The sequence below is a fragment of the Streptomyces sp. W1SF4 genome (assembly GCF_003950035.1).
In the GTDB taxonomy this organism is placed as follows: Bacteria; Actinomycetota; Actinomycetes; order Streptomycetales; family Streptomycetaceae; genus Streptomyces; species Streptomyces racemochromogenes.
Genome location: NZ_CP034350.1, coordinates 3,150,926 through 3,174,513 on the forward strand (window position 1 = coordinate 3,150,926; position 23,588 = coordinate 3,174,513).

Annotated in this window: 22 protein-coding genes and 1 tRNA gene; 10 read left to right on the forward strand and 13 right to left on the reverse strand. The window is 72.6% G+C overall.

What is annotated here, in order from left to right:
- Positions 1-71: 71 nt before the first annotated feature.
- The 3 genes from D1J60_RS14510 to D1J60_RS14520 are packed head-to-tail and all read right to left on the reverse strand — an operon-like array spanning position 72 to position 3,621.
- Positions 72-956, reverse strand: coding sequence for an SDR family oxidoreductase (locus tag D1J60_RS14510; RefSeq protein WP_125821378.1), 885 nt, complete (start codon positions 954-956; stop codon positions 72-74).
- The gene (locus D1J60_RS14515; protein WP_125821379.1) at positions 953-1,987 is read right to left on the reverse strand and encodes an alpha/beta hydrolase; all 1,035 of its coding nucleotides are present in this window, start codon (positions 1,985-1,987) and stop codon (positions 953-955) included. The genes D1J60_RS14510 and D1J60_RS14515 overlap by 4 nt, the downstream gene beginning before the upstream one ends.
- Positions 1,984-3,621, reverse strand: coding sequence for an NAD(P)/FAD-dependent oxidoreductase (locus D1J60_RS14520; protein WP_125821380.1), 1,638 nt, complete (start codon positions 3,619-3,621; stop codon positions 1,984-1,986). The genes D1J60_RS14515 and D1J60_RS14520 overlap by 4 nt, the downstream gene beginning before the upstream one ends.
- 224 nt (positions 3,622-3,845) lie before the next feature.
- Here D1J60_RS14520 and D1J60_RS14525 point away from each other — a divergent pair, with 224 nt between their 5' ends.
- Positions 3,846-4,517, forward strand: coding sequence for a MerR family transcriptional regulator (locus tag D1J60_RS14525; protein WP_241253267.1), 672 nt, complete (start codon positions 3,846-3,848; stop codon positions 4,515-4,517).
- 88 nt (positions 4,518-4,605) lie between these two features.
- Here the strand turns inward: D1J60_RS14525 and D1J60_RS14530 are convergent, their stop codons facing one another.
- A complete protein-coding gene (locus D1J60_RS14530) occupies positions 4,606-5,409 on the reverse strand; it encodes an exodeoxyribonuclease III (RefSeq protein ID WP_125821381.1) in 804 nt (267 codons plus the stop codon).
- Between the two features lie 38 nt (positions 5,410-5,447).
- Between D1J60_RS14530 and D1J60_RS14535 the strand changes: the two genes are divergently transcribed.
- Positions 5,448-5,954 carry a GNAT family N-acetyltransferase gene (locus tag D1J60_RS14535; RefSeq protein ID WP_125599697.1) on the forward strand — a complete coding sequence of 169 codons (507 nt, stop codon included), beginning with the start codon at positions 5,448-5,450 and terminating at the stop codon, positions 5,952-5,954.
- A gap of 189 nt (positions 5,955-6,143) precedes the next feature.
- On the opposite strand, the gene D1J60_RS14540 is transcribed toward D1J60_RS14535, so the two are convergent.
- The 8 genes from D1J60_RS14540 to galU all read right to left on the reverse strand — a co-directional run bounded on the left by D1J60_RS14540 (position 6,144) and on the right by galU (position 13,043).
- Positions 6,144-7,460: a CoA transferase gene (locus D1J60_RS14540; RefSeq protein WP_125821382.1), complete on the reverse strand. Its 1,317-nt coding sequence runs from the start codon at positions 7,458-7,460 to the stop codon at positions 6,144-6,146.
- Positions 7,461-7,655: 195 nt separating this feature from the next.
- A tRNA-Ala gene (locus D1J60_RS14545) sits at positions 7,656-7,729 on the reverse strand.
- 78 nt (positions 7,730-7,807) lie between these two features.
- Positions 7,808-8,845: a hypothetical protein gene (locus tag D1J60_RS14550; RefSeq protein WP_125821383.1), complete on the reverse strand. Its 1,038-nt coding sequence runs from the start codon at positions 8,843-8,845 to the stop codon at positions 7,808-7,810.
- Positions 8,846-8,998: 153 nt separating this feature from the next.
- Complete coding sequence (locus tag D1J60_RS14555; protein ID WP_125600580.1) at positions 8,999-9,619, reverse strand: GNAT family protein; 621 nt, start codon at positions 9,617-9,619, stop codon at positions 8,999-9,001.
- A 17-nt stretch (positions 9,620-9,636) separates the two neighbouring features.
- Positions 9,637-10,128 (reverse strand): MogA/MoaB family molybdenum cofactor biosynthesis protein, encoded by a 492-nt coding sequence (locus tag D1J60_RS14560; protein WP_125600586.1) that lies wholly within the window; start codon positions 10,126-10,128, stop codon positions 9,637-9,639.
- A gap of 104 nt (positions 10,129-10,232) precedes the next feature.
- Positions 10,233-10,712, reverse strand: a complete 480-nt coding sequence (moaC, locus tag D1J60_RS14565) for a cyclic pyranopterin monophosphate synthase MoaC (RefSeq protein ID WP_125821384.1) — start codon at positions 10,710-10,712, stop codon at positions 10,233-10,235.
- Positions 10,713-10,792: 80 nt separating this feature from the next.
- Positions 10,793-12,136 (reverse strand): gephyrin-like molybdotransferase Glp, encoded by a 1,344-nt coding sequence (gene glp, locus D1J60_RS14570; protein WP_206436526.1) that lies wholly within the window; start codon positions 12,134-12,136, stop codon positions 10,793-10,795.
- Between the two features lie 4 nt (positions 12,137-12,140).
- A complete protein-coding gene (galU, locus tag D1J60_RS14575; protein WP_125600574.1) occupies positions 12,141-13,043 on the reverse strand; it encodes a UTP--glucose-1-phosphate uridylyltransferase GalU in 903 nt (300 codons plus the stop codon).
- A 94-nt stretch (positions 13,044-13,137) separates the two neighbouring features.
- Between galU and D1J60_RS14580 the strand changes: the two genes are divergently transcribed.
- Entirely contained in the window at positions 13,138-13,764 is a 627-nt protein-coding gene (locus D1J60_RS14580) for a 5-formyltetrahydrofolate cyclo-ligase (RefSeq protein WP_125821385.1), read from the forward strand.
- Positions 13,765-13,788: 24 nt separating this feature from the next.
- Here the strand turns inward: D1J60_RS14580 and D1J60_RS14585 are convergent, their stop codons facing one another.
- The gene (locus D1J60_RS14585) at positions 13,789-16,746 is read right to left on the reverse strand and encodes a penicillin acylase family protein (RefSeq protein ID WP_125821386.1); all 2,958 of its coding nucleotides are present in this window, start codon (positions 16,744-16,746) and stop codon (positions 13,789-13,791) included.
- Positions 16,747-17,027: 281 nt separating this feature from the next.
- Between D1J60_RS14585 and D1J60_RS14590 the strand changes: the two genes are divergently transcribed.
- The 7 genes from D1J60_RS14590 to mscL all read left to right on the forward strand — a co-directional run bounded on the left by D1J60_RS14590 (position 17,028) and on the right by mscL (position 23,579).
- The gene (locus D1J60_RS14590; protein WP_241253269.1) at positions 17,028-18,488 is read left to right on the forward strand and encodes a potassium/proton antiporter; all 1,461 of its coding nucleotides are present in this window, start codon (positions 17,028-17,030) and stop codon (positions 18,486-18,488) included.
- A gap of 415 nt (positions 18,489-18,903) precedes the next feature.
- The gene (locus tag D1J60_RS14595) at positions 18,904-20,226 is read left to right on the forward strand and encodes an MFS transporter (RefSeq protein ID WP_125821387.1); all 1,323 of its coding nucleotides are present in this window, start codon (positions 18,904-18,906) and stop codon (positions 20,224-20,226) included.
- Between the two features lie 67 nt (positions 20,227-20,293).
- Positions 20,294-20,605 (forward strand): FmdB family zinc ribbon protein, encoded by a 312-nt coding sequence (locus D1J60_RS14600; protein ID WP_125600558.1) that lies wholly within the window; start codon positions 20,294-20,296, stop codon positions 20,603-20,605.
- An 86-nt stretch (positions 20,606-20,691) separates the two neighbouring features.
- Positions 20,692-21,525 (forward strand): S-methyl-5'-thioadenosine phosphorylase, encoded by an 834-nt coding sequence (locus D1J60_RS14605; protein WP_125600555.1) that lies wholly within the window; start codon positions 20,692-20,694, stop codon positions 21,523-21,525.
- Positions 21,526-21,661: 136 nt separating this feature from the next.
- Positions 21,662-22,219 (forward strand): carboxymuconolactone decarboxylase family protein, encoded by a 558-nt coding sequence (locus tag D1J60_RS14610; protein WP_125600552.1) that lies wholly within the window; start codon positions 21,662-21,664, stop codon positions 22,217-22,219.
- Positions 22,220-22,358: 139 nt separating this feature from the next.
- Entirely contained in the window at positions 22,359-22,943 is a 585-nt protein-coding gene (locus D1J60_RS14615; RefSeq protein WP_241253270.1) for a hypothetical protein, read from the forward strand.
- A gap of 123 nt (positions 22,944-23,066) precedes the next feature.
- Positions 23,067-23,579, forward strand: coding sequence for a large conductance mechanosensitive channel protein MscL (gene mscL / locus D1J60_RS14620; protein ID WP_125603259.1), 513 nt, complete (start codon positions 23,067-23,069; stop codon positions 23,577-23,579).
- Positions 23,580-23,588 lie beyond the last annotated feature (9 nt).

Below are 23,588 nucleotides of genomic sequence, written 5' to 3' on the forward strand. Positions count from 1 at the left end.
TCACTCCGTACGGGGTGTCGGTGGTTGGGCCTCGACCAGACTGACATGCAGCGACAAAGCACGCATTTCGATCAGCGGTTGGCCGATCGCTCCTGTTCGTCGGCCGCCCCGCCCGCTCCCACGAGCCCCTTGGGGACCTCGGCGAGCCTCGGTTCGAAGCGCTTCATCTCGCGCTTGCCGCCCGCCGCGATGACCGCCGGCAGGTAGCCGCGGACGCCCTGCATGCCGCGCAGCCACCACTGCGCGTACACGTGCGCCGAGCGCCGCTCGATGCCGGCCACGATCCGGTCGACCGCAGGACCCAGCGGGTAGGTGCGGTTGGCGGGCCAGGGCAGCCGCCCGCGCAGCTCGCGCATGACCGCGTCCTGGTCGGCGCCGCGCACCATGTCGGTGTCGGTCCAGGAGAGGTAGCCGACGCCGACCCTGACGCCCTTGTAGCCGACTTCGGCGCGCAGGCAGTGCGCGAAGGCCTCGACGCCGGACTTGGACGCGCAGTACGCCGTCATCATCGGCGCCGGGGTGATCGCGGCGAGCGAGGCGATCTGGAGGAAGTAGCCGCGGCTCTCCATGAGGACGGGCAGGAAGGCGCGGGCGGTGACGGCCCCGCCGATCAGGTTGACCTCGATGACGCGGCGCCAGGCCTCGGGGTCGGACTCCCCGAACGGACCGCCGGCGGCGACGCCCGCGTTGGCGACGACGATGTCGACTTTTCCGAAGCGCTCCTTGACCTCCCGCGCGACCCGGGCCATGGCCACGTGGTCGGTGACGTCGGCGTGCCAGTGGTCGCTGTCGGTGTGCAGCCGTCCGGAGACCTCCTTGAGCGCCTCCGGCTCCAGGCCCACCAGGGCGATCCTGGCGCCGCGCGCGGACAGCTTGCGGGCGAGCAGTTCGCCGACCCCGCGGGCGGCGCCGGTGACGACGGCGACCTGGCCTTCCAGACTCCTGCGAGCGCTCACGCGGTCTTCTCCTTCTCTGCGTCGGATGCGGCGGCCACGACGGATACGGCGGATGGGGCGGATGGGGCGGATGGGGCGGATGGGGCGGATGGGGCGGATGGGGCAGTTGGGGCTGGTGCGGCGGACGGGGCGCGGAGGTAGCGGCCCGTCAGCTCGCGGACGGCACGGGTGACGGCCTCGGGGGCCTCGACGGGGGTCATGTGACCCATGCCGGTGAGTTCGGTCAGGCCCACGCAGTTCGGCAGCGCCACCGCCAGCCGCCGCGCGTGCACGACGGGGGTGAGCCGGTCGTCCCGGCCGGCGATGACCGCGGTCGGCACGGTCAGCCGGGCCAGTTCGGCGTCCAGGTCCAGCCCCGCCAGCACTTCGGACCAGGCGTGGCGTACGCCCGCCGGGCAGGCGTGCACGATGCGGGCGCAGGCCTCCACCCGGTCCGGGGCGGACCCGGGGCCCATGGTGGCGTACTTGAGCACCGTGCGGGCCACGGGCGTGACCGGCCCGAGGGGGGCGCGCGAGCCCAGCACGGCGCGGGTCGTACGGGTCCTCGCGCGCCCGGCGCGCAGCGGCAGGACGGTCGCCTCCGCGACCAGCCGCGAGCTGCCGGTGCTGCACAGCAGGGCGGCCGCGACGTGCTCGGCGAACTCGGGGCGGGCGGCGGCGGCCATGACGGTCATGCCGCCCATCGAGTGCCCGGCGACCACGGCGCGTTCGCCGGGGGCGAGGGTCGCCTTCAGCACGGCGGCCAGGTCGTCGGCGAGGGCGGTGGTGCCGTAGGTGGCGGCCGCCGGGCTGCGGCCGTGGCCGCGCTGGTCGTAGGCGACGACCCGGTGGTCGCGGGCCAGGTCGCGGATCTGCGCCGCCCAGAAGGCGGTGGAGCAGGTCCAGCCGTGGGAGAGCACGACGGCCGGGGCCCCTTCCGCGCCGTGCACCTCCACGTGCAGCCGGGATCCGTCGGCGGATACGGCGACCAGTTCGCGGGCCGCGGCCGGCGGCGCGTACCGGCCGGCGGTGACGTGGCCGGGGCGCCTCACGCGGCCCCCTCCTCGGCGGGGGCGGTGGCCGGGCCCGACACGGTGGCCGCGGAGGCGGCGGCGGGGGCGGCCGCGGCGGCGGGGGCCGGGACCCGGTCGCGCTCGCGGTCGCGTACGCGTAGGACCTCGTACTCGGCCAGGTCGACCGTCAACGTGGCGCGCCGGAACTCACCCGTCGTGCCCGGCCACACGGTGGTGTTGCGGCCCTGGGCGTCCAGGTACCAGCTGGTGCAGCCGCCGGTGTTCCACACCGTCCGCTCCATCCGCGTCTGGACGCGCCGGTTCCACTGGTTGACGGCGGACGGCCGGACCGCGAGCGCCGTGCGCCCGCCCGGGCCGCCGCCGTCGAGGAGGGAGAGCTGGCGCAGGTAGTCGGCCATGTAGTTCAGCTGGGACTCGATCATCAGGATCATCGAGCTGTTCCCGAGGCCGGTGTTCGGTCCGATGATCGTCATCCAGTTGGGGAAGCCGGCCGCGGTCGCCCCGCGCAGCGCCTGCATCCCGTCCTTCCACGCGTCCGCGAGGGTCTGTCCGTCGGCGCCCACCACCCGTTCGGCGATCGGCATGTCCGTGACGTGGAAGCCGGTGCCGAAGATGATCGCGTCCACCTCGGTCTCGGTCCCGTCGGCGGCGACGAGCACCGAGCCCCTGATCTCCTTGAGCCCGGAGGCGACCACGTCCACGTCGGGCCGGGCCAGCGCCGGGTAGTACTCGCTGGAGAGCAGGATCCGCTTGCAGCCGATCCGGTACGAGGGCGTGAGCTTGGCCCGCAGCTGCGGGTCCTTGATGGAGCGTGCCATGTTGGCCTTGGCCAGGGTTTCGATCAGCCCGAGCTGGTTGGGCCGTTTGGTGAACGCGCTGACCTGGAGCTCGCGGATCCCCCACAGCAGTCCGCGGCGGGCCGACTGGGTGAAGGGCAGCTGCCGGTGCAGCCAGCGCTCGGCGGTGCTGATGGCGCGGTCCGTGCGCGGCATGACCCACGGCGGGGTCCGCTGGAAGAGCGTCAGGCGGGCCGTCCGGGGGGCGATGGCCGGCACGATCTGGATCGCGGAGGCGCCCGTACCGACCACGGCGACGCGCTTGCCGCCGAGGTCGTAGTCGTGGTCCCAGCGGGCGGAGTGGAACACCTTCCCGGGGAACTCCGCGAGCCCGGGGATCTCGGGCGTCTTCGGGTCGGACAGCGGTCCGGTCGCCGACACCACGACATCGGCGGTCAGGGAGCCGGCCGAGGTCTCGATCTCCCAGCGCAGTTCCCGCTCGTCCCAGCGCATCATCAGGACCTCGTGGCCGAGCCGGATGTGCGGGCGCAGCCCGAAGGTGTCGGCGACCCGCTCCAGGTAGGCGCGGATGGCGGGCTGCCCGGAGAAGGTGCGCGGCCAGTCGGGGTTGGGGGCGAAGGAGAAGGAGTACAGGTGCGAGGGCACGTCGCAGGCGCACCCGGGGTAGCTGTTGTCGCGCCAGGTGCCGCCGACGGAGTCGGCCCGTTCCAGGACGACGAAGTCCGTGATCCCCTCGCGCCGCAGCCGGACGGCCGCGCCGAGCCCGCCGAAGCCGGACCCCACCACCGCCACCCGTACGTGCTCGCGCGCGCCCTTGCCGACCTTCCTGCCCCTGCCGACCGTGCTGCCGCCCATGCCCGCCGCCTTCCGCACCGCAATCCGAACCGCAACGTTGCCAGCAATCACTGGCACAATCGGGAGAGTAGAGCAGCTCCGTACCCATGGGTAGGGGTCGCGCCGGGAAAGTTACCGCGAGTACTCCTTACGGACGCCCCGCGGACCGGCCCCGGCATGATCCACAGGGCACCCCCTAGGCTGCGGGGGTGGACAGACCGGCGACGAGAGGGGCGCGGCCCGCCGTGGAAACCGTGGAGCCAGTGGAGCGCGAGGGCGGGCGCGAGTACCGGACGGAGGAGCTGGCCGAGGCGGCCGGCATCCCGGTGCGCACGCTGCGCTTCTACCGCGAGCGCAAGCTGCTCCCGCCACCACGCCGCGAGGGCCGCATCGCCTGGTACGACGAACGCCACCTGGCCCGGCTGCGCACCATCGCCGCCCTGCTGGACCGCGGCCACACCCTCGGCGGCATCGCCGAACTGACCGCCGCCTTCGAGAAGGGCCGCGACGTCGGCCAGCTCGGCGAACTGCTCGGCATCGGCGGTTCGGAGGAGACCCCGGTCCGGCTCTCGCCGGAGCTACTGGCCGACTACTTCGAGGGCGAGGTCACCCCGGAGAACCTGGCGGCCGCACTCGACCTCGGTTACGTCGCCACCGACGGCGAGGCGATCGTGCACGTCAGCCGGCGCCTGCTGGACGTCTCCTCCGCGCTGGTACGCGAAGGCGTGCCGCTGTCGGCGGTGCTGGAGACGGGCCGACGGGTCCGCGAACACGCCGACGCGCTGGCGGAGCTGTTCACCGGGCTGATCTCCGCCCACCTCGGGGAGGAGGCCGTCACCCGGCTGCGCCCGCTGGCCAAGAGCGTGGTCGAGGCGGAGCTCACCATGGCGATGGACCGCCTGCACCAGCGGCCGTAGCCGCCACGGGAACCGCCGGCTTGGGCACCGCCGGCTTGGGGCACCGCCGGCCGACGCCAGCACCGTGGCCGCCCGGCCGGCGCGCCCCTCAGACGCCCAGCTCGTAGACCACCGTCACCGGTGCGTGGTCCGACCAGCGCTCCGGGTGCGTCTCGGCACGCTCGACGAAGGCCTTCACGGCCTTCGCCGCCAGCCCCGGGCTCGCGACCTGGAGGTCGATGCGCCAGCCCGCGTCGTTGTCGAAGGCCCGGCCCCGGTAGGACCACCAGGAGTACGGCCCCTCCGTGTCCGGGTGCAGCCCGCGCACGACGTCGACGTACCCGGCCTCCGCGTACACCTTCCCCAGCCACTCCCGCTCCTCGGGCAGGAAGCCGGCGTTCTTGCGGTTGGTCTTCCAGTTCTTGAGGTCCGCCTCCTGGTGGCAGATGTTCCAGTCGCCGCACACCACGACCTCCCGCCCGTCGGCGGCGGCCCGCACCCTCAGCGCCCCGAGGTAGCCGAGGAACTCCTCCATGAACCGGTACTTCTCGTCCTGCTTCGCGGTGCCCGCCTCCCCCGAGGGCAGGTACAGGCTCGCCACGGTGACGCCGGGCAGGTCGACCTCGATGTAGCGCCCCGACGCGTCGAACTCGTCGCTGCCGAAGCCCACCCGTACGGCCTCGGGCGCGCGCCGCGTGTACAGGGCGACACCGGCCCGGCCCTTGACGGCGGCCGGCGCGAACACGGTGTGCCAGCCCTCGGGCTCCCGGGCCTCCGCGGGAATCTGCGCCTCCTCGGCGCGCACCTCCTGGAGGCACACGACGTCGGCGTCGGATCCGGCGAGCCACTCCACGAACCCCTTCTTGGCGGCGGCGCGGATCCCATTCACATTCACGGAGGTCACGGTGAGCATCCCTGCACCATAGCGGGAGGGATCCGTACGATATTCGAATGTCTCACGGTATAAACATCCGCGCCGTGCCGTACGACCACCCGGACGCGGCGGCGCTCGACGCGCAGGTCCAGGTCGAGTACCAGCAGCGCTACGACGGCGAGGGCGACGCCACCCACCTCGACCCGGCGATGTTCCTCCCGCCGAACGGCCTCTACCTGCTCGCCTACGACGACGCCGGCCACCCCGTGGCCAGCGGCGCCTGGCGCCGCCAGGAGAAGAACGACGAGGGCTACTCGGACGGCGACGCCGAGATCAAGCGCATGTACGTCGTCCCGCGGGCGCGCGGCCTGGGCCTGGCCCGCCGCATCCTCGCCGAGCTGGAGGCCGACGCACTCGCTGCGGGCCGCACCCGCATGGTCCTGGAGACCGGCGACAAGCAGCCCGAGGCCATCGCCCTCTACCTCTCCTCGGGCTACGCCCTGTCCGAGAAGTTCGGCTACTACCGCGACTACCCCTCCAGCCGCTGCATGGCCAAGCCGCTGCACGCCACCGCAAACGCCTGACCGACGCCGCCGGGCCCGGCGGCGCCGCCCGCGCCCGTCGGCCTCCGACCGCGCCCGTCGGCCTCCGACCGCGCCCGTCGGCCTCCGACCGCGCCGGCCCCGCGTCCGACCGCGCCGGCCCGGCCGCCGACCGGCACCGCCCGGCGTGCGGCGGGCGCCGCCGGGCCCCCGCGGGGCCGTTCCGCCGGTTCAGCGGCCGAGCCAGCCGGCCCCGTCCGCGCCCCACCGGGACGGCCCCCGCCCCCAGTCCCCGAACGGGCTCGCGGCGTACCGCAGCACCCCGTACCCGGAGTCCGCCTCGCGCAGCCACGGCTCCGGCGCGTACCCCGGCACCGCCGCCCCCGCGGCCGGCACCTCCCGCACCAGCCACGACGCCGTCCCGGCGAGGGAGAACCGCAGCGCCCGGCCGCCGCCCTCCGCGAGCGCCCGCAGCACGCCCGCGGCCAGCAGGTACCCCGTGCCGTGGTCCAGCGCCTGCGCCGGCAGCACCCCCGGCTTCCCGTCCTCGCCCGCGCACCGCGCGGCGATCCCGTACCCCGCCTGCACCAGCGAGTCGAAGCCCCGGCGCCCCGCCCAGGGCCCGGTCCAGCCCCACGCGCACAGCTGCGCCACCACCAGCCGCGGGAACCGCTCCAGCAGCTCCCGCGCGCCCAGCCCGAACCGCTCCAGCGCGCCCGGCCGGTATCCCGTCACCACCACGTCGGCGGTGGCCAGGAGGCGGTCCAGCTCCGCCCGGCCGGCCGCGTCCCCGAGGTCCAGCAGCGCGGATCGCTTCCCGAAGCCGGTGTCCGCGTGCGCGTCGTCCGCCTCGCGCAGTGACGGGGAGTCGATCCGCAGCACGTCGGCGCCCAGCAGTCCCAGCGTCCGCGTCGCGACGGGCCCGGCGATGACCCGGGTCAGGTCCAGCACCCGCACCCCGGACGCGGGCAGCGCGCCCGGCCCCGGTGGGCGGCCGCCGCCCGGGCCCCGCACCCACTCCACCAGCGGCCGCGGCTCCCCGTACTCCGGCGCCACCGCGACGGCGAGCCCGCCCTCCGCGTAGACGGCCTCCTGCGCCTCGACGGCGCTCCGGCCCGCGAGGGCCTCCCGCACCGCTTCCGGGGTCGCGGGCACACGGAGCGCCCGTACCAGGGCCGCCTGGTGGTGCGGGTAGTTGGCGTGGGTCCGCACCCAGCCGTCGGCCGCCCGCCAGAACCCGGACAGCGGCGCGAAGCTCACCGGCGCCCGGCCCTCGACCCGCAGGTGCCGCTCGCTGACGAACGCCGTGGCCACGGCGCCCTCGTCCACCGTGACCGCGGCCGCGTCCAGCGCCGTGCCCCCGGCCCGTACGGCGGCCAGCTCGGCCGCCGCCAGCCCGCACACCCCGACGCAGGCCCGCGCCAATTCCCGTACAGGCAGTGGACCCTCCAGCCCGCTCGGCCCCGTGAATCCGACCCGTCCCGCCAACTCGCCGTGCCCGCCCAGCGCTTCCCACGCCTGGGCGACGGCCCCGTCCCCGTTCACCATGCGGACCATTGTCGCGATGCCGTACGCCGCCCAACCAGCGGATTCCCGACGGATTTCGGCGGCGGCGCGGAAAGCAGGGGCCGGAAAACAAGGGCCGGGGAAACACGGACCCGGAAACGCCGAGATCCCGCCCGGTCTTTCGACCGGACGGGATCTCGTGACGATTCCCGGTAGCTATCCGAGAACTGTCGTCTGTGGACCTGTGGGGATTTGAACCCCAGACCCCCTCGATGCGAACGAGGTGCGCTACCAGACTGCGCCACAGGCCCTTGCGACGTGTGAAACATTAGCATCCCCGCGCGGGTGCTCCAAAACGCGTTGTCGGGAGGGTCCGCGCAGGTCACCCGTCACTCGTTGGCGGCGCGCGGCCGGTCGTCACTCTCGTACTGGTCGAAGAGCGGCGTACGGCCGAGGTCGCGGCCCCGGGGGCGGGGCGGGGCGGGCTGCACGACCGGACCCGGTTCCGCCGGCTTCGGTACGGCCGGCTGGGCGCGCAGGCGGGGGTCGGTCGGTTCGGCGGCGCTGGAGCGGGCCGCGCTCCACCCGTCCGGGTTGACCGGGCCGGTGGCGCGGGGGGCGACCGGGGCCGTCACGTACGTCGGCAGGGGGACCGGTACGGGCTCCCAGCTGTCGCCGCGGGCGGGGCCGCGCTCGCGCTCGCGTTGCTGGTCCACCCACTCGGCGTGGTCGGTCTGCTCGACGAGCGCCCGGCGCCCGGCCTCCTGCGGGGAGACCGGCGGGGCGGGGTCCGGTTCGGCGCCGCCGTCGGGTGCGGCGGGCTCGGGCTGCTGCCGGTGACGCTGGGGGCGGTTCTCGCGCAGGCTGCGGGCGGCCGCCTCGGCGCGCCGCCGGTCCATCGTGAACTCGTAGCGGCGCCGCTCCTGGACCCGCAGGTGCACGATGTAGGCGCTCAGCAGCAGGGCGGGGACGGCGGGGGCCCACAGGTAGCGGATCCCGCCGACGGCCGCGGCGACCGCGCCGCCGCTGAACGCGAGGAAGAGGAGTGCCGTGGTGCGCCGACGGCGGGCGAGCACCTGGAGGCGCTGCTGCCGGCGGACCCGTTCGGCCTCAACGGATCTCGGCTCGGCCCTGGTCGGAGGCACGCCGAAGGCCCGGGCGTCGGCGTCCACGGAGTTCACCGTTTCCGTCGCCGCTTCCGGGTCCGCGTGGGGCTGGGCCTCCGCCTGATCCTCACCGCGCTCACGCAGCCCCTTGGCGTAACGGCGCTCCATTCCCGCCCGGCCGGAAAGCAGCCGGATGGCAGTGGAGAAGCGTTCCGTCGGACGCGCTTCGTTCAGCTCGTCCTGCCTCCGGAGCCACATGGGCACCAAGTAGGCGGCCCAGGCCCCGACGATGACTGCGTAGATGAGGCCGCTGCTGCTCACACCTCACACCGTAGAGGGGCGCGCCCGGGAGGATCAGCCAATTGGGCCGGTGTGTCGCACGATCCGGCTGATATCACCGACTTTTTTTGTGATTCTTCGGATCAGGTTATGGGCGAATCGCTCAACAATTCGAACGCTTTTGCGATTACCTGCTTACGGGGTGGGTGTCGGCGGGGGACTTTCCCGCCTGCGCGTGCGGTGCCAGCGGCGCAGCAGCCCCTGCGGGACCTCCTCCGCCGTCAGCGCGAAGACCAGGTGGTCGCGCCACGCCCCGTCGATATGTAGATAACGCGGCCGCAGCCCCTCCTCGCGGAAGCCGAGCTTCTCCACGACCCGGCGGCTGGGACCGTTCTCGGGCCGGATGCACACCTCGATGCGGTGCAGCCCCACCTTCTGGAAGCAGTGGTCCACCGCGAGCGCGACCGCCGTCGGCATCACCCCGCGGCCGGCCACGTCCCGGTCCACCCAGTAGCCGACGTGGGCGGCGCACATCGAGCCCCAGGTGATCCCGGCGACCGTCAGCTGACCGACCAGCCGCCCCCGGTACTCGATGACGAAGGGCAGCATCCGGCCCGCGTTCGCCTCGGCCCGCAGGTGGCGGACCATCTGTCGATATGTCGGCCTGTGGATGACGGGCCCCCACGGCGCGGGCGGCGGGATCGTCGCCTCCCACGGCCGCAGCCAGTCGCGGTTGCGCTGGTTGACCTCGCGCCAGGCACGCTGGTCCCGCAGCTTTATCGGCCGGAGCGTGACATCGCCGTCCGCCAGCACCACCGGCCAGGAGGGGCCGTTCAGCTCGGGCTCCCGGGCGCCGCGTCAGGTCTGGGGTGGTCCCCGCCCCGGAGCTGGTCGACGGCGTGCGGCAGGATCCGCGACAGCACCGCGAGGCCGTCCTTCACCCCGCCCGTGGAACCGGGCAGGTTCACGATCAGGGTGCGGCCGGCCACGCCCGCCAGGCCCCGCGACAGGGCGGCGGTGGGTACCTTGGCCAGCCCCTCCGCGCGGATGGCCTGCGGGATGCCGGGCACCTCGTAGTCCAGTACGCGGGCGGTCGCGTCCGGGGTCCGGTCGGTCGGCGAGATGCCGGTGCCGCCGGTGGTCAGGATGACGTCGTAGCCGCCGGCCACTCCCTCGCGCAGCGCCTGCTCGACGGGGTCGCCGTCCGGCACCACGCGCGGGCCGTCGACCGTGAAGCCCAGCCCCTCCAGCGCCTCGGCCAGCAGCGGGCCGCCCTTGTCCGCGTACACGCCCTGCGAGGCGCGGTTCGAGGCGGTGACGACCAGGGCGCGCCCCGCCGTGGGCCGCGGGGCCGCGCCCGCCGGATCCGGCGCCGTGACCGCTCCGTGGCTGTGGCTGTGGCTGTGGACCTCGCCGCCGCGCGGGGGGTTCACGATCGGGTCCAGTCGCCGGACTTGCCGCCGGTCTTCTCCTCCACCCGCACGTCGGTGATGACCGCGCCCTTGTCGACGGCCTTCACCATGTCGATCACGGTGAGGCCGGCGACCGCGACCGCGGTCAGCGCCTCCATCTCGACGCCCGTACGGTCGGCGGTCTTGACCGTGGCGAGGATCTCGACGGCGTCGTCGGCGACCTTCAGGTCCACCTTCACCCCGGAGACCGCCAGCGGGTGGCACAGCGGGATCAGGTCGGGGGTCTTCTTCGCCCCCATGATCCCGGCGATCCGTGCGGTGGCGAGGGCGTCACCCTTGGGCACGCCCTCGCCGCGCAGCAGCTCGATCACCCGCGGCGAGACGAGGACGCGTCCGCTGGCGCGCGCCGTCCTGGTGGTGACGTCCTTCTCGGAGACGTCGACCATCCGGGCCGCGCCGGCCTCGTCGATGTGCGTCAGCCTGCTCTGCGTACTCATGTCTGCGTGCCGCTCCCGCTCCGGGCCCCCTGGAGCCTGGGGCCTGTGTGATGCAACACGCTACCCGCACCGGCGGCCGCTCAGCCGAGCAGGATCACTTCCAGCTCGGCCCCGGGCTCCACCGAGGTGACGTCCTCCGGTACGACCATCAGCGAGTCGGCGTGCGCGAGCGCGGCGATCAGGTGTGAGCCCGATCCGCCGACCGGGGTGACGGTGCCGGCCTCGGCGTCGTACTTCCCGCGCAGGAACTGGCGGCGGGCGGCCGGGGAGCGGAGCGGCTCGTCGGCCTTGAGCACAGCGCGCACACCGGGCCGGGACACCTCGGACTCCGGCAGACCCATGAGCGTCCGGATCGCGGGGCGCACGAACAGCTCGAAGGAGACGTACGAGGACACCGGGTTGCCGGGCAGCGCCAGCAGCGGGGTGTGGTCGGGGCCGATGGTGCCGAAGCCCTGCGGCTTGCCGGGCTGCATGGCGAGCTTGCGGAAGTCGACGCCGCCGCCGGCGGGCTCGTCGCCCTCGCCGGACCCGGCGGCGGTCAGAGCCTCCTTGACCACGTCGTACGCGCCGACGGAGACCCCGCCGGTGGTGACGAGCAGGTCGGCCCGGATCAGCTGGTCCTCGATGGCGGAGCGCAGGGTCTCGGCGTCGTCGGCGACCGCACCGACGCGGTAGGCGATGGCGCCGGCGTCGCGGGCGGCGGCGGCCAGCGCGAAGCTGTTCGAGTCGTAGATCGTCCCGGGGGTCAGCGCCTCACCCGGCTGGACCAGCTCGCTGCCGGTGGACAGGACGACCACGCGCGGGCGGGGCCGGACCCGCACGGTGCCGCGCCCGATCGCGGCCAGCAGTGCGATCTGCGGCGGGCCGAGGACGGTGCCGGCGGCGAGCGCGAGGTCGCCGGCCTGTACGTCGCTGCCGCGCGAGCGGACGTGCGCCCGGGCCTCGGCCGCGCGGTGGACGCGTACCTCGCCGGCCGCGCCCTCGGGTGCGGCGCTGGCCGGGGTCATCCCGGAGGCGGCGCCGCCGCCCGTGCCGCCGTCGGTCCACTCGACCGGGACGACGGCTTCCGCGCCGGGCGGCAGGGGGGCGCCGGTCATGATGCGGGCGGCCTGGCCGGGGCCGACGGTGGGCAGCTCGCCGCTGCCCGCCGCCACGTCGCCGATGACGGCGAGCACCGCGGGGAACTCCTCGCTCGCACCCTGGACGTCGGCCGTGCGGACGGCGTACCCGTCCATCGAGCTGTTGTCGAAGGGCGGCAGGGCGACGGGCACGGTGACGTCCTCGACCAGGACACAGCCCTGGGCGTCCAGCAGCTGGAGCTCGATGGGCTCCAGCGGCCGGACGGCGGCGAGTACGTCCGCGAGGTGCTCGTCCACCGACCACAGACGGTGCCGGCCGGTGTCCTGCGGTGCGGAACTGCTCAAGGTGCTACATCTCCTCCGTGACGTAACGGTGAAGCCAGGTGCGGAACTCCGGGCCCAGGTCCTCACGTTCGCACGCGAGTCGGACGATGGCCCGCAGGTAGTCACCCCGGTCCCCGGTGTCGTAGCGGCGGCCGCGGAAGACCACGCCGTGCACCGGGCCGCCCACGCTCTCGTCGGCGGCCAGCTTCTGCAGGGCGTCGGTGAGCTGGATCTCCCCACCGCGGCCCGGCTCGGTCTCCCGCAGTATGCCGAAGATCGCCGGGTCGAGGACATAGCGTCCGATGACCGCGTAGTTGCTGGGCGCCTCGGCGGGCTCCGGCTTCTCGACGAGGCCGGTGATCCGGACGACGCCGTCCTCGGCGGTCGGCTCGACGGCGGCGCAGCCGTAGAGGTGGACGCTGGACGGGTCGACCTCCATCAGCGCGATGACGGTGCCGCCGGTGCGGGCGTGGACGTCGACCATCTGCCGCAGCAGCGGGTCGCGCGGGTCGATCAGGTCGTCGCCGAGGAGGACGGCGAAGGGCTCGTCGCCCACGTGCGGCTCGGCGCACAGGACGGCGTGGCCGAGGCCGCGGGGGTCGCCCTGGCGGACGTAGTGCATGGTGGCCAGGTCGCTCGACTCCTGGACCTTCTTCAGCCGGTCGTCGTCACCCTTGGCGATCAGAGCCGATTCGAGCTCGTAGTTCCGGTCGAAGTGGTCCTCCAGGGCCCGCTTGTTACGACCGGTGATCATCAGGACGTCGTCCAGCCCGGCGGATACGGCTTCCTCGACGACGTACTGGATGGCCGGCTTGTCCACGACCGGGAGCATTTCCTTGGGGGTCGCCTTGGTCGCCGGGAGGAACCGAGTGCCGAGCCCCGCAGCCGGGATGACGGCCTTCTTGATCACTGGGTGCGACTGAGTCATGGGCAGAACGATAGTGGGTCGTACAGGAGACCCAGCGGGGTTCCAGTGAATATGCCCGACTTGATTCATATGTGAAAGGAATTGTGACGAGACTGTGGTAGAAAACCCGCCCGGGAACCACCCCTTCGTACCCGAAAAGGCCTCCCTGCGCCGGGAACTCCTGGCCGCCCGCCGCGCCTTGCCCCCCGAGGCCCGCGACGCGGCGGCCCGGGCCCTGTCCCGCTCCGCCCTCACCCTGCCCGAACTCGACGGCGCCCACACCGTCGCCGCGTACGTCTCCGTCGGCGCCGAGCCCGGCACCCGCGAACTGCTCGACGCGCTGCGCGCGGCCGGCAAGCGGGTGCTGCTGCCCCTGCTGCTCCCGGACAACGACCTCGACTGGGCAGCGTACGACGGCCCGGACAGCCTCGCCGAAGCCGCCCACCCGGGGAAGATGCGGCTGCTGGAGCCCTCCGGCACACCGCTCGGCCCGGACGCCGTGACCGGCGCCGACGCCGTGCTGCTGCCCGGGCTCGCCGTCGACGGGCGCGGCATGCGGCTCGGCCGCGGCGGGGGCTCGTACGACCGGGTGCTCGCCCGGCTGGAGCGGGCCGGCGCGCATCCCGCGCTGGTGGTGCTCCTGTACGACGAAGAGGTGGTCGCGCGGGTCCCGGAGGAACCGCACGACCACCCCGTCCAGGCGGTGGCCACCCCGTCGGGGGTGGTGCGCTTTACCGCGTGAGCGGCCGGGCGGCCGTCGCCGCGCTCACGGCTTGAGCGTCAGGGTGTCCACTGTCGACTTGTCGACGGCGCCCTTCGCGAACGGCCAGTCCAGCAGTTCACCCTTGGCCCACATGGACGTCTGGTCCGTGTACGTGCCGGCGTACGCGTGACCCGAGGCGCCGGTCAGGTTGATCCAGCGGGACTTGTCCAGGTCGCCGAGGTTGACGACCATCCGCATCGACGGCACCCAGGTGACCTCGTAGCCGCTGGAGGCGTTCCAGCCGGTCGCGTTGACGGTGGCCTCGCCGCCGCCCACATTCCACGGGCCGCGGTTGAGGAGCCACTGCATGAAGCCCGGGCCCTCCTTGCCGATCGTCTGGTTCTTCAGCGTCAGCTGGTGCAGCCGGCCCCAGCTCCACGTCGACTGGTCCTTGCCGAGCTTGGCGGTCAGCTCCCAGCGGGCGTCCTCCATGGCCCGGGCGAACAGCTCGTCGCGGGTCTTGATCGGCTTGTCGTGGACGGTCTTCGGGGTGGCGGTCCACCACGGCGACTTCTCGTCCTTGACCAGCCGGCGGACCACCTCGAACCAGCGGTCGCCGCCGTCCGGCTGCGCCGAGTCGGGGCCGCGCGTACCGCACTCGCGGACCGTCTTGGTGAGGTCGTCGTTCGGGCCGGTGCTCTCCTCGCTGACGTTCATGCAGCTGCCCTCGACCCGCAGCTCCTTCGGCATCTTGTCGCCGAAGGCCAGCTTGAGGATGTTGCGCCAGACCGCGTTGAAGTACGCGGCCGCCGCGGAGTCGGACTCCTGCGTGTAGTTCCAGCCTTCGAGCAGCTTCTGCGCCGAGCGCACGTCCGGGTCGGAGACCTGGATCTTGGCCAGCATCGGGGTCAGCAGCGCGGCGATCTCGCTGCTGTTGTCCATCTGCATGGTGCGCATGTCATCGGTGGAGATCTTGCCGCTGTCCTTGGTCTTCGCCTCGATGAGGTCGTTGATCCGCTGGCTCCGGGCGCCGTAGCCCCAGTCCGTGGTCAGGACGTACGGGTACTTGCCGGCGGCGGCGTTCGCAGCGCCGCCGCTGCCGCTGCCGGGGGCGGCGGCGCCGGCGGGGGCGGACTCGGTGACGGCCTGGTTGGCGGTGACGATGTAGCCGCGCGCCGGGTTGAGCTCCCAGGGCATCTCGTTCTGCGGGATGTAGCCGGCGTTGCCGTCCCGGCCGCCCTTCCAGGCGTACTTGGGGTCCCAGCCGGGCGCCGGCAGGCGGCCGTCGCCCTGGTTGCGGATCGGGATCCGGCCGGGGGCCTGGTAGCCGATGTTGCCGTTGGCGCCCTTGTTGTCGGCGTAGATCAGGTTCTGCGAGGGGACCTCGAAGTCGGCCGCGGCGGCGCGGAAGCTGTTGAAGTCCTTGGCCCGGTTCAGCTTGAACACGGCGTCCATCGACTTGCCCGGGTCCAGGGCGGTCCAGCGCAGGGCGACGGCGTAGCCGTCACCGCGGTCGGGGGCCGAGCTGGGAACGGGGGCGCGGGAGCCGACGGTCTCCAGGTCGTCGCTGCGGTCGGAGATCAGCGGCCCGTTGTTGGTGGTGCGGACGGTGATCTTCTTGCTCTTGCCGCCCGCGACCTTGATCTCCTCTTCACGGGTGGTGAAGGGGACGACCTTGTTGTCGTAGACGTAGCCCTCGGGACGGACCTGCTCCAGGTAGAGGTCGGTCACGTCGGCGCCGAGGTTGGTCATGCCCCAGGCGATGTCGGCGTTGTGGCCGATGACCACGCCGGGCATGCCGGAGAAGGTGTAGCCGGCCACGTCGTACTGGCACTGGGGCGAGGCGGCGCGGCAGTGCAGGCCCATCTGGTACCAGACCGAGGGCAGCTGCGGGGAGAGGTGCGGGTCGTTCGCGAGGAGCGGCTTGCCGGTGGTCGTGTACTGGCCCGAGACGACCCAGGAGTTCGATCCGATGCCGCTGCCGTTGGGGCCGAGGATGGCCGGGATCTCGTCCAGGGTCCTGGCGAGGGAGCCGAGCTGCGTGCGCAGGCCGGCGCTCGCACCCTGGGCGGTGGCGTTGTCGGCGAGGCCGGTGGGGCCCGTCGCCCCGTTGGGGGTGGCCTGCGAGCCGGCGCCGGGGGTGGTGCCGCCCGTGCCGGTACCGGTGCCGGTGCCGGTGCCGGTGGTGCCGTTGCCCGTGCCGCTGGTACCCGTGCCGGTGCCCCTGCCCGTGCCGGTCGAGCCGGAGCCCGGGGTGCCCTGGGGGGCGTACTTGCCGCCGGAGACGGTGCCGCCCTCGACGATCGGCTTGTTCCGGTCGAAGGGGTACGGCGGGTAGAGCTCGTCGATCTGCGCCTGCGAGAGCTTGTTCGTCATCAGCGAGCGGTCGATCTCGTCCTGCATGTTGCCGCGCAGGTCCCAGGCCATCGCCTTGAGCCAGGCCACCGAGTCCACCGGCGTCCACTGCTCCGGCTTGTAGTCGTCGGTCAGCTTGAGGGCGGCGTGCTCGACGGAGAGGTCCTTGCCGGACTTCCCCTTCAGGTAGGCGTTGACCCCGTCGGCGTAGGCCTGGAGGTACTTCTTCGTCTCCGGCGAGAGCTTCTTGTCGTACTCCTCCTGCGCCACGTGGCGCCAGCCGAGGGTGCGCAGGAAGGCGTCCGTCTCGACCTGGCCGGAGCCGAACATCTCCGACAGCCGGCCGGCGGTCATGTGGCGGCGGACGTCCATCTCCCAGAACCGGTCCTGGGCGTGCACGAAGCCCTGTGCGCGGAAGAGGTCCTCGTCGTTGTCTGCGTAGAGCTGCGGAATGCCGTGCTCGTCGCGCTTCACATCAACCGACCCGGTCAGGCCTGGGACCTTGAGGGAGCCGGTCGTCTGCGGGAAGGAGGCGCGCACGGTGTCCACGCTCCAGTACGCGCCGTAGCCGAGGCCCGCCAAGAGCGCCAGGACCATGACGAGCACGAGCAGGCGTGCGCGTCGTCCCTTCTTCTTGACGGAAGGTCCGGATTCATTGGCGGGCATCGCTGTCCTTAGAGGGGCAGGGTGGTCCTGGGATTGCTGGGAGCAACCATAGGCGCAGGACCGCCTCCGTTGATCCGCCAGGGGTCGAGGTCCGTAGGACAGGCGGCAACGGGCGTTTCACAATGTGGTTATCGCGTAAAGAGTCCGTCAAAGATTAGGTAAGGTAACGAAGTACTTGCCGAATGCGCCGCCGGGGGAACGATCCGCCAGGCGCGCTCTGAGGAAAGGGCCGCCCGCTGACTGTCCACACGCTCAATGAGCTCCTGCTGGTCTGTTCGCTCGTGCTGCTCGTCGCGGTGGCGGCGGTGCGCATCTCCTCGCGCAGCGGACTTCCCAGCCTGCTCATCTACCTCGGCATAGGCATCGCGATAGGCCAGGACGGCATAGGCAACGTCGTATTCGACAACGCCGAGCTGACCCAGGTCATCGGTTACGCGGCGCTCGTCGTCATCCTCGCCGAGGGCGGTCTGGGCACCAAGTGGAAAGAGATCAGACCGGCCCTGCCGGCGGCGGTGGTCCTGTCGCTGCTCGGCGTGGCGGTCAGCGTCGGGGTCACGGCGGCGGGCGCGCACTACCTGGTGGGCCTGGAGTGGCGCCAGGCGCTGCTGATCGGCGCGGTGGTCTCCTCGACCGACGCGGCGGCCGTCTTCTCCGTACTGCGCAAGGTCCCGCTGCCGTCGCGGGTGACGGGCGTGCTGGAGGCCGAGTCCGGCTTCAACGACGCCCCCGTCGTGATCCTGGTCGTCGCCTTCGCGGCGGTCGGACCGGTGGACGAGTGGTACGTGCTGCTCGGCAAGATCGCGCTGGAGCTCGCGATCGGCGCGGCGATCGGCCTGGCGGTCGGTTTCCTGGGGGCGTACGGGCTGCGGCACGTGGCACTGCCCGCCTCCGGCCTGTACCCGATCGCGGTGATGGCGATCGCCGTGACCGCGTACGCGGCCGGCGCGATGGCGCACGGCTCCGGATTCCTCGCGGTGTACCTGGCGGCGATGGTGCTGGGGAACGCGAAGCTGCCGCACTGGCCGGCCACGCGCGGGTTCGCGGACGGGCTCGGCTGGATCGCCCAGATCGGCATGTTCGTGCTGCTGGGCCTGCTGGTCACCCCGCACGAGCTGGTGCACGACTTCTGGCCCGCGGTGATCATCGGACTGGTGCTGACCATGGTGGCGCGGCCGCTGGAGGTCTTCCTCAGCCTGCTGCCCTTCCGGATTCCCTGGCAGGAGCAGGCCCTGATGTCGTGGGCCGGCCTGCGCGGCGCCGTGCCCATCATCCTGGCGACGATCCCGCTGGTGACCGGGATCGAGGGCAGCGACCGCGTCTTCAACATCGTCTTCGTGCTCGTGGTGGTCTACACGCTGGTGCAGGGGCCGACGCTGCCGTGGCTGGCGCGCAAGCTGAACCTGCGCGACAGCGACGAGGCGGCCTCCGACCTCGGGATCGAGTCGGCGCCGCTGGAGAAGCTGCGCGGGCACCTGCTGTCCTTCGCGATTCCGGCCGCCTCGCGGATGCACGGGGTGGAGGTCGGCGAGCTGCGGCTGCCCGCGGGGGCGTCGGTGACGCTGGTGGTCCGGGACGCGAAGAGCTTCGTGCCGGCGCCGTCGACGGTGCTGCGGCGCGGGGACGAGCTGCTGGTCGTGGCCACGGATCCGGTGCGGGACGCGGCGGAGGCGCGGCTGCGGGCGGTGGCGCGCGGCGGCAAGCTCGCGGGCTGGCTGGGGACCGGTGGCGGAACGTCACTCTAGGTGGCGGAGGGTGTCCGGCGCGCCGCTCGAGCGATCGTTTTTCGTTAGAGCGGCGTTCTAATTCGGCCGATTTCGCTGGCTTGTGACCGGGCATGCACCCATTTCATGGGGCGCGGAATGCGAAGTTCCAGTTAATCGCAGGTGAAGTCATGCCTTGTCACCGTAATCACAGGGCGTGGTAGTGGATTCCCCTGTACGATGAAGGCACACCACATCGAACCAACTCTGCCTGACGCAGAGCTGGCGCGACCGCAAAGCGGCCGTGGCTCCCTCCCGCAGTGGGCGCCCAGGTATCACTCGGTTCTGCGCAAGAGGACAGCTCTCGGGGCTCCCACATGTACGGGTGCGGTCGCTCACAAAGCGGCCCGCCGTCCGCAGACGGGGACGCTCTACCAGGCAGCGGAAAGGCCAGGCCGTGACATCCGCGGTCACGACCGACAAGTCCGTCCGACCCGGCTACGGGCAGCTGCTGCGCACGCCCGGTGCCCTCTCCTTCGTCCTCCCCGGCTTCGCCGCCCGCCTGCCGTTCGGCATGCTGACCATCAGCATCCTGCTGCTCGTCCAGCACGCCACCGGCTCCTACGGCGACGCGGGCATCGTCGCCGCCGTCACCGGCGTCTCCATGGCCCTCTTCGCGCCGGTCATGGGCAAGTTCACCGACCGCCGCGGCCAGAGCGCCGTCCTCGTGCCGGTCGTCCTCCTCCACGCCGCCGCAGTCTCCGCCCTGACCGCGCTGGCGCTCCTCGGCGCCCCGCTGTGGGCACTCGCGCTGGCCGCCGTCCCGGCCGGCGCCTCCGTCCCGCAGGTCGGCCCGATGGTCCGGTCCCGCTGGGCGGCCAAGCTGGAGGGCTCGCCGCTGCTGCCGACCGCCGCCGCGTTCGAGTCCGTCACCGACGAGTTCACCTTCGTCGTCGGCCCGGTGCTCGCCACCGCGCTGTGCACCGGCGTCCACCCGGCCGCCGGTCTGGCGACCGAGGCGGCCCTGACCCTGCTCGGCGGCCTGTTCTTCGCCGCGCAGCGCGCCACCGAGCCGAAGGTCGCCCCGCTCTCGGAGTCCGGCGGCGAGCACCAGTCCGCGCTGTCCTTCCCGGGCCTGCGCGTCCTGATCGTTGCCTTCATCGGCATCGGCGCCGTCTTCGGCGGCATGCAGGTCTCGCTCGCCGCCTTCTCCAACGAGATCGGCAACCCGGGCGCCAACGGCGTGCTCTACGGCATCTTCGCGGCCGGCAACATGATCGCCGGCATCACCATGGGCGCCGTCGCCTGGAAGATCGGCCCGCGCCGCCGCCTGATCCTCGGCTACATGGGCCTGACCGCCGCCGCCTCGGTGCTGTGGGCCGCGCACTCGATGATCCTGCTGGGCGCGCTCGGCCTGGTCGTCGGCCTGTGCATCGCCCCCGCGCTGATCACCGGCTACACGATGATCGAGCAGCTGGTCCCGGCCGCCTCGCGGACCGAGGCCTTCACCTGGCTGACCGGAGCGGTCGCGTTCGGGCAGGCCGCCGCCGTGACCCTGGCCGGCCGACTGACGGACGCGCACGGGTCCTCGTACGGCTTCCTGGTGCCGCTGGTGGCCACGGCCCTGGCCCTGGTCACGCTGGTGGCGCTGCGCGGGAAGCTGGCGCCGAAGGCGCCGAGCCGGATCGTGAACTCGTCCGCGCCGGCCGCCGCATCGGGCGCCCGCAACGCGGCGAACGAGCGTGGGATCGGTCACCGCACGCCTGTGACGGTGGACTGATCCGCCGGAATACGTCACCATGGAGCGTCGTTAGCACTCATTGAGTGAGAGTGCCAGGAGGAAATTCGTGCCGACCTACCAGTACCAGTGCACCGAGTGCGGTGAGGGCCTTGAGGCCGTGCAGAAGTTCACCGATGAAGCACTGACCGTGTGCCCGAACTGCGACGGACGCCTGAAGAAGGTGTTCTCCGCGGTCGGCATCGTCTTCAAGGGCTCCGGTTTCTACCGGAACGACAGCCGTGGTGCCTCGTCGAGCAGCACCCCTGCCTCGAAGCCGTCCTCGTCGTCCACGACGACGTCGACCGCTGCCGCCGCCCCTGCCGCTTCGACCTCCTCGGCGACTTCGAGCACGGGCAGCAGCTCCACCTCGGCTGCCTGATCCCGCAGTACGTCTTCCGTTTTCCGCAAGGCCCCGCCGCCCTCTTGGGCTGCGGGGCCTTGCGCGTGCCCCGTTAGGGTGAGGCCATGGTGAACGCAGAGATCGGTGTAATCGGCGGGTCGGGCTTCTACTCCTTCCTCGAGGACGTCTCCGAGATCCAGGTGGAGACGCCGTACGGGTCTCCGAGCGACTCCCTGTACGTGGGCGAGCTGGCCGGGCGCCAGGTGGCGTTCCTGCCGCGGCACGGGCGCAGCCACACCGTGCCGCCGCACAAGATCAACTACCGGGCCAACCTGTGGGCGCTGCGCTCCGTCGGTGTCCGCCAGGTGCTGGGTCCCTGCGCGGTGGGCGGCCTGCAGGCGGAGTACGGGCCCGGCACGCTGCTGGTGCCGGACCAGCTGGTCGACCGTACGAAGGCGCGCGTGCAGACCTTCTTCGACGGTGAGCCGCTGCCGGACGGGACCGTTCCGAACGTCGTGCACACCACCTTCGCCGACCCGTACTGCCCGGTCGGGCGGTCGGTGGCGCTCGCGGCGGCGCGGGGGCGCGAGTGGGAGCCGGTGGACGGCGGCACCATGGTCGTCATCGAGGGGCCGCGGTTCTCGACGCGGGCGGAGTCGCGCTGGCACGCGGCGGCCGGCTGGTCGGTGGTCGGCATGACCGGGCACCCGGAGGCGGTGCTCGCTCGCGAGCTGGGGCTCTGCTACACCTCGATGGCTCTGGTCACGGACCTGGACGCGGGCGCCGAGACGGGTGAGGGCGTCTCCCACACGGAGGTCCTGAAGGTGTTCGGCGAGAACGTCAGCCGACTGCGGGAGGTCCTCTTCGACGCGGTGGCGGCGCTGCCGCAGACCGGGGACCGCGACTGCCTGTGCACCCACGTCCACGACGGCTGGGACCTGGGCATCGAACTGCCGTAGCGGCGGCTGAGGGCCGGTGGAGCCCTTGGGGGGCTCCACGGCCGAAGGAATTTTCCCGGCGGTGTCACGTTCCGCGGGGCTGTCCTGTCTCCATGGCGTAGGGGTCACCGGGACCCCCGAGCCGGAAGAGGCCGTCATGCCGCGCATCTCGCTCACCCCGCCGCGCACCCTGCTCACGCGCATCGGCGCCTGGTACTCGCGCCGCACCTACGGCAAGGTGCTGGACCCGGGCCAGGCGTACGGGCACAACTCGCGCGTGCTGTTCTCGTACGTGCGCATGGAGCAGCAGGCGGCGAAGTGGAACACGCTCGACGCCGGCCTCAAGCACCTGGCGGTGATGGCTTCGGCCGCGCGTATCAACTGCTCGTGGTGCATGGACTTCGGCTACTGGGAGGGCCGTGAGAAGGGGCTCTCGCCGGAGAAGATCGAGCGGGTGCCGCGGTGGCGGGAGTCGCGCGAGGTGTTCACCGAGCTGGAGCTGCTGGTCATGGAGTACGCCGAGGCGATGACCGAGACCGAGCCGTCGGTCACGGACGAGCTGGCGGCCGAGTTGATCGGCCGGCTCGGTGAGGCGGCGTTCGTCGAGCTGACGGCCATGGTCGCACTGGAGAACTGGCGTTCGCGGGTCAACAGCGCCTTCGGTCTGACCAGCCAGGGGTTCTCGGAGGCCTGCCAGGTTCCGAGCGGGCGCTGACACCTGAGGGTGACGGCGTTGTCCACAGCCTGGGGATTGTCCACAGGCCGGAGCGGACGCCGGCGCGGCGGCGGATCGTGAGGAAGGTCCGGGCAGTGGGCCCGGACGCCGGACCACGACCAGCTTGGCGGTGCCCATCATGTCCAGGACCTTTCCCCCGTCCCCCGTTTCCTCCTCCCCGCCCGTTTCCCCCGCTTCCCCCGCGTTCCCCGCTTCCGCGGACTCCCGTCCCGTCTGCTCTTCCACGTGTCCCCCGGCGCGGCCGGTGCCTCCCTTTCCCCCGCTCCGGGTGGGCCGGGGCGGAGGCCGCCTGCGGCGGGCTGTGCGCCGCAGGCGTCGGGTCGCCTCGGCCGGGCTGGCCGTGGTGGCGGCCGCCCTGGCGGTGGGCGGGACGGAGGCCCGGGCGTCCCGGGGCGCGCCCCCTCCCGCGCCCGTGGTGAAACCGGCGCCCGCGGCGGTGCGGATGGTGTCGGCACCCGTGCGCATCGCGGATGCCGGGACGGTGCGGCTGTTGCGTCCCGGTGACCGGGTCGACGTGGTGGCGGCGGAGCGCACCGGGGCGCCCCGGGTGGTGGCGGCGGGTGCGCGGGTGGCTGATGTGCCCGCCGTGGACGCGGGTGTGGGGGACGGCGGGGCTCTGGTGGTGCTGTCGGTGCCCCGGGACACGGCGCGTGCCCTGGTGGGGGCGGGTGCTGTGGCGCGGTTGGCGGTGACGGTGTGCTGATTCGCACTGAGGAGCAGTCAAGTCGCTCTGGAGGGGGCGCTGATTGGACACGCCGTGGCGTGCCTGCCGTAGTTTTCGGAACCGTTGGCTCCGTCTATAGCAGGCACAAGGAAAGGCTCAGTGGTGAGCGAGAAGAAGAAGGAGAGCGTACTGGCGGGCTTCAAGGCCTTCCTGATGCGCGGGAACGTGGTCGACCTGGCCGTGGCCGTGGTCATCGGCGCGGCGTTCACGAACATCGTGAACGCCATCGTGAAGGGCATCATCAGCCCTCTCGTGGGCGCCATCGGCACCAAGAACCTGGATGTCTACACCTCGTGTCTGAAGGCACCCTGTGGGGTCGACGCGAAGGGCGAGCCGACCGGCGTCAACATCATGTGGGGTTCGGTGCTGAACGCCGCGCTCAGCTTCCTGATCACCGCGGCGGTCGTGTACTTCCTGATGGTCCTGCCCATGGCGAAGTACCTCGCCAGGGTGGAGGCGCGCCGCAAGGCGAAGGAGGGCGTGCAGGAGAGCATGGAGATCACCGAGCTGGAGGTGCTCAAGGACATCCGCGACGTCCTGGTCGCGCAGCGGAGCGGGAACGGCGAGGGCACCGTCCGGGCGCAGGGGACGCCGGGGGCGCGCGACGCCTTCTGACGGCGGGCG

Excerpts from the sequence above, each read along its gene's own strand:
- D1J60_RS14520 (WP_125821380.1), bottom strand. The coding sequence starts at position 3,621 with ATGGGCGGCAGCACGGTCGGCAGGGGCAGGAAGGTCGGCAAGGGCGCG.
- D1J60_RS14530 (WP_125821381.1), bottom strand. The coding sequence starts at position 5,409 with ATGCTCACCGTGACCTCCGTGAATGTGAATGGGATCCGCGCCGCCGCC.
- D1J60_RS14535 (WP_125599697.1), top strand. The coding sequence starts at position 5,448 with ATGTCTCACGGTATAAACATCCGCGCCGTGCCGTACGACCACCCGGAC.
- D1J60_RS14540 (WP_125821382.1), bottom strand. The coding sequence starts at position 7,460 with ATGGTGAACGGGGACGGGGCCGTCGCCCAGGCGTGGGAAGCGCTGGGC.
- moaC (WP_125821384.1), bottom strand. The coding sequence starts at position 10,712 with ATGAGTACGCAGAGCAGGCTGACGCACATCGACGAGGCCGGCGCGGCC.
- galU (WP_125600574.1), bottom strand. The coding sequence starts at position 13,043 with ATGACTCAGTCGCACCCAGTGATCAAGAAGGCCGTCATCCCGGCTGCG.
- D1J60_RS14585 (WP_125821386.1), bottom strand. The coding sequence starts at position 16,746 with ATGCCCGCCAATGAATCCGGACCTTCCGTCAAGAAGAAGGGACGACGC.
- D1J60_RS14605 (WP_125600555.1), top strand. The coding sequence starts at position 20,692 with ATGGTGAACGCAGAGATCGGTGTAATCGGCGGGTCGGGCTTCTACTCC.
- D1J60_RS14610 (WP_125600552.1), top strand. The coding sequence starts at position 21,662 with ATGCCGCGCATCTCGCTCACCCCGCCGCGCACCCTGCTCACGCGCATC.
- D1J60_RS14615 (WP_241253270.1), top strand. The coding sequence starts at position 22,359 with ATGTCCAGGACCTTTCCCCCGTCCCCCGTTTCCTCCTCCCCGCCCGTT.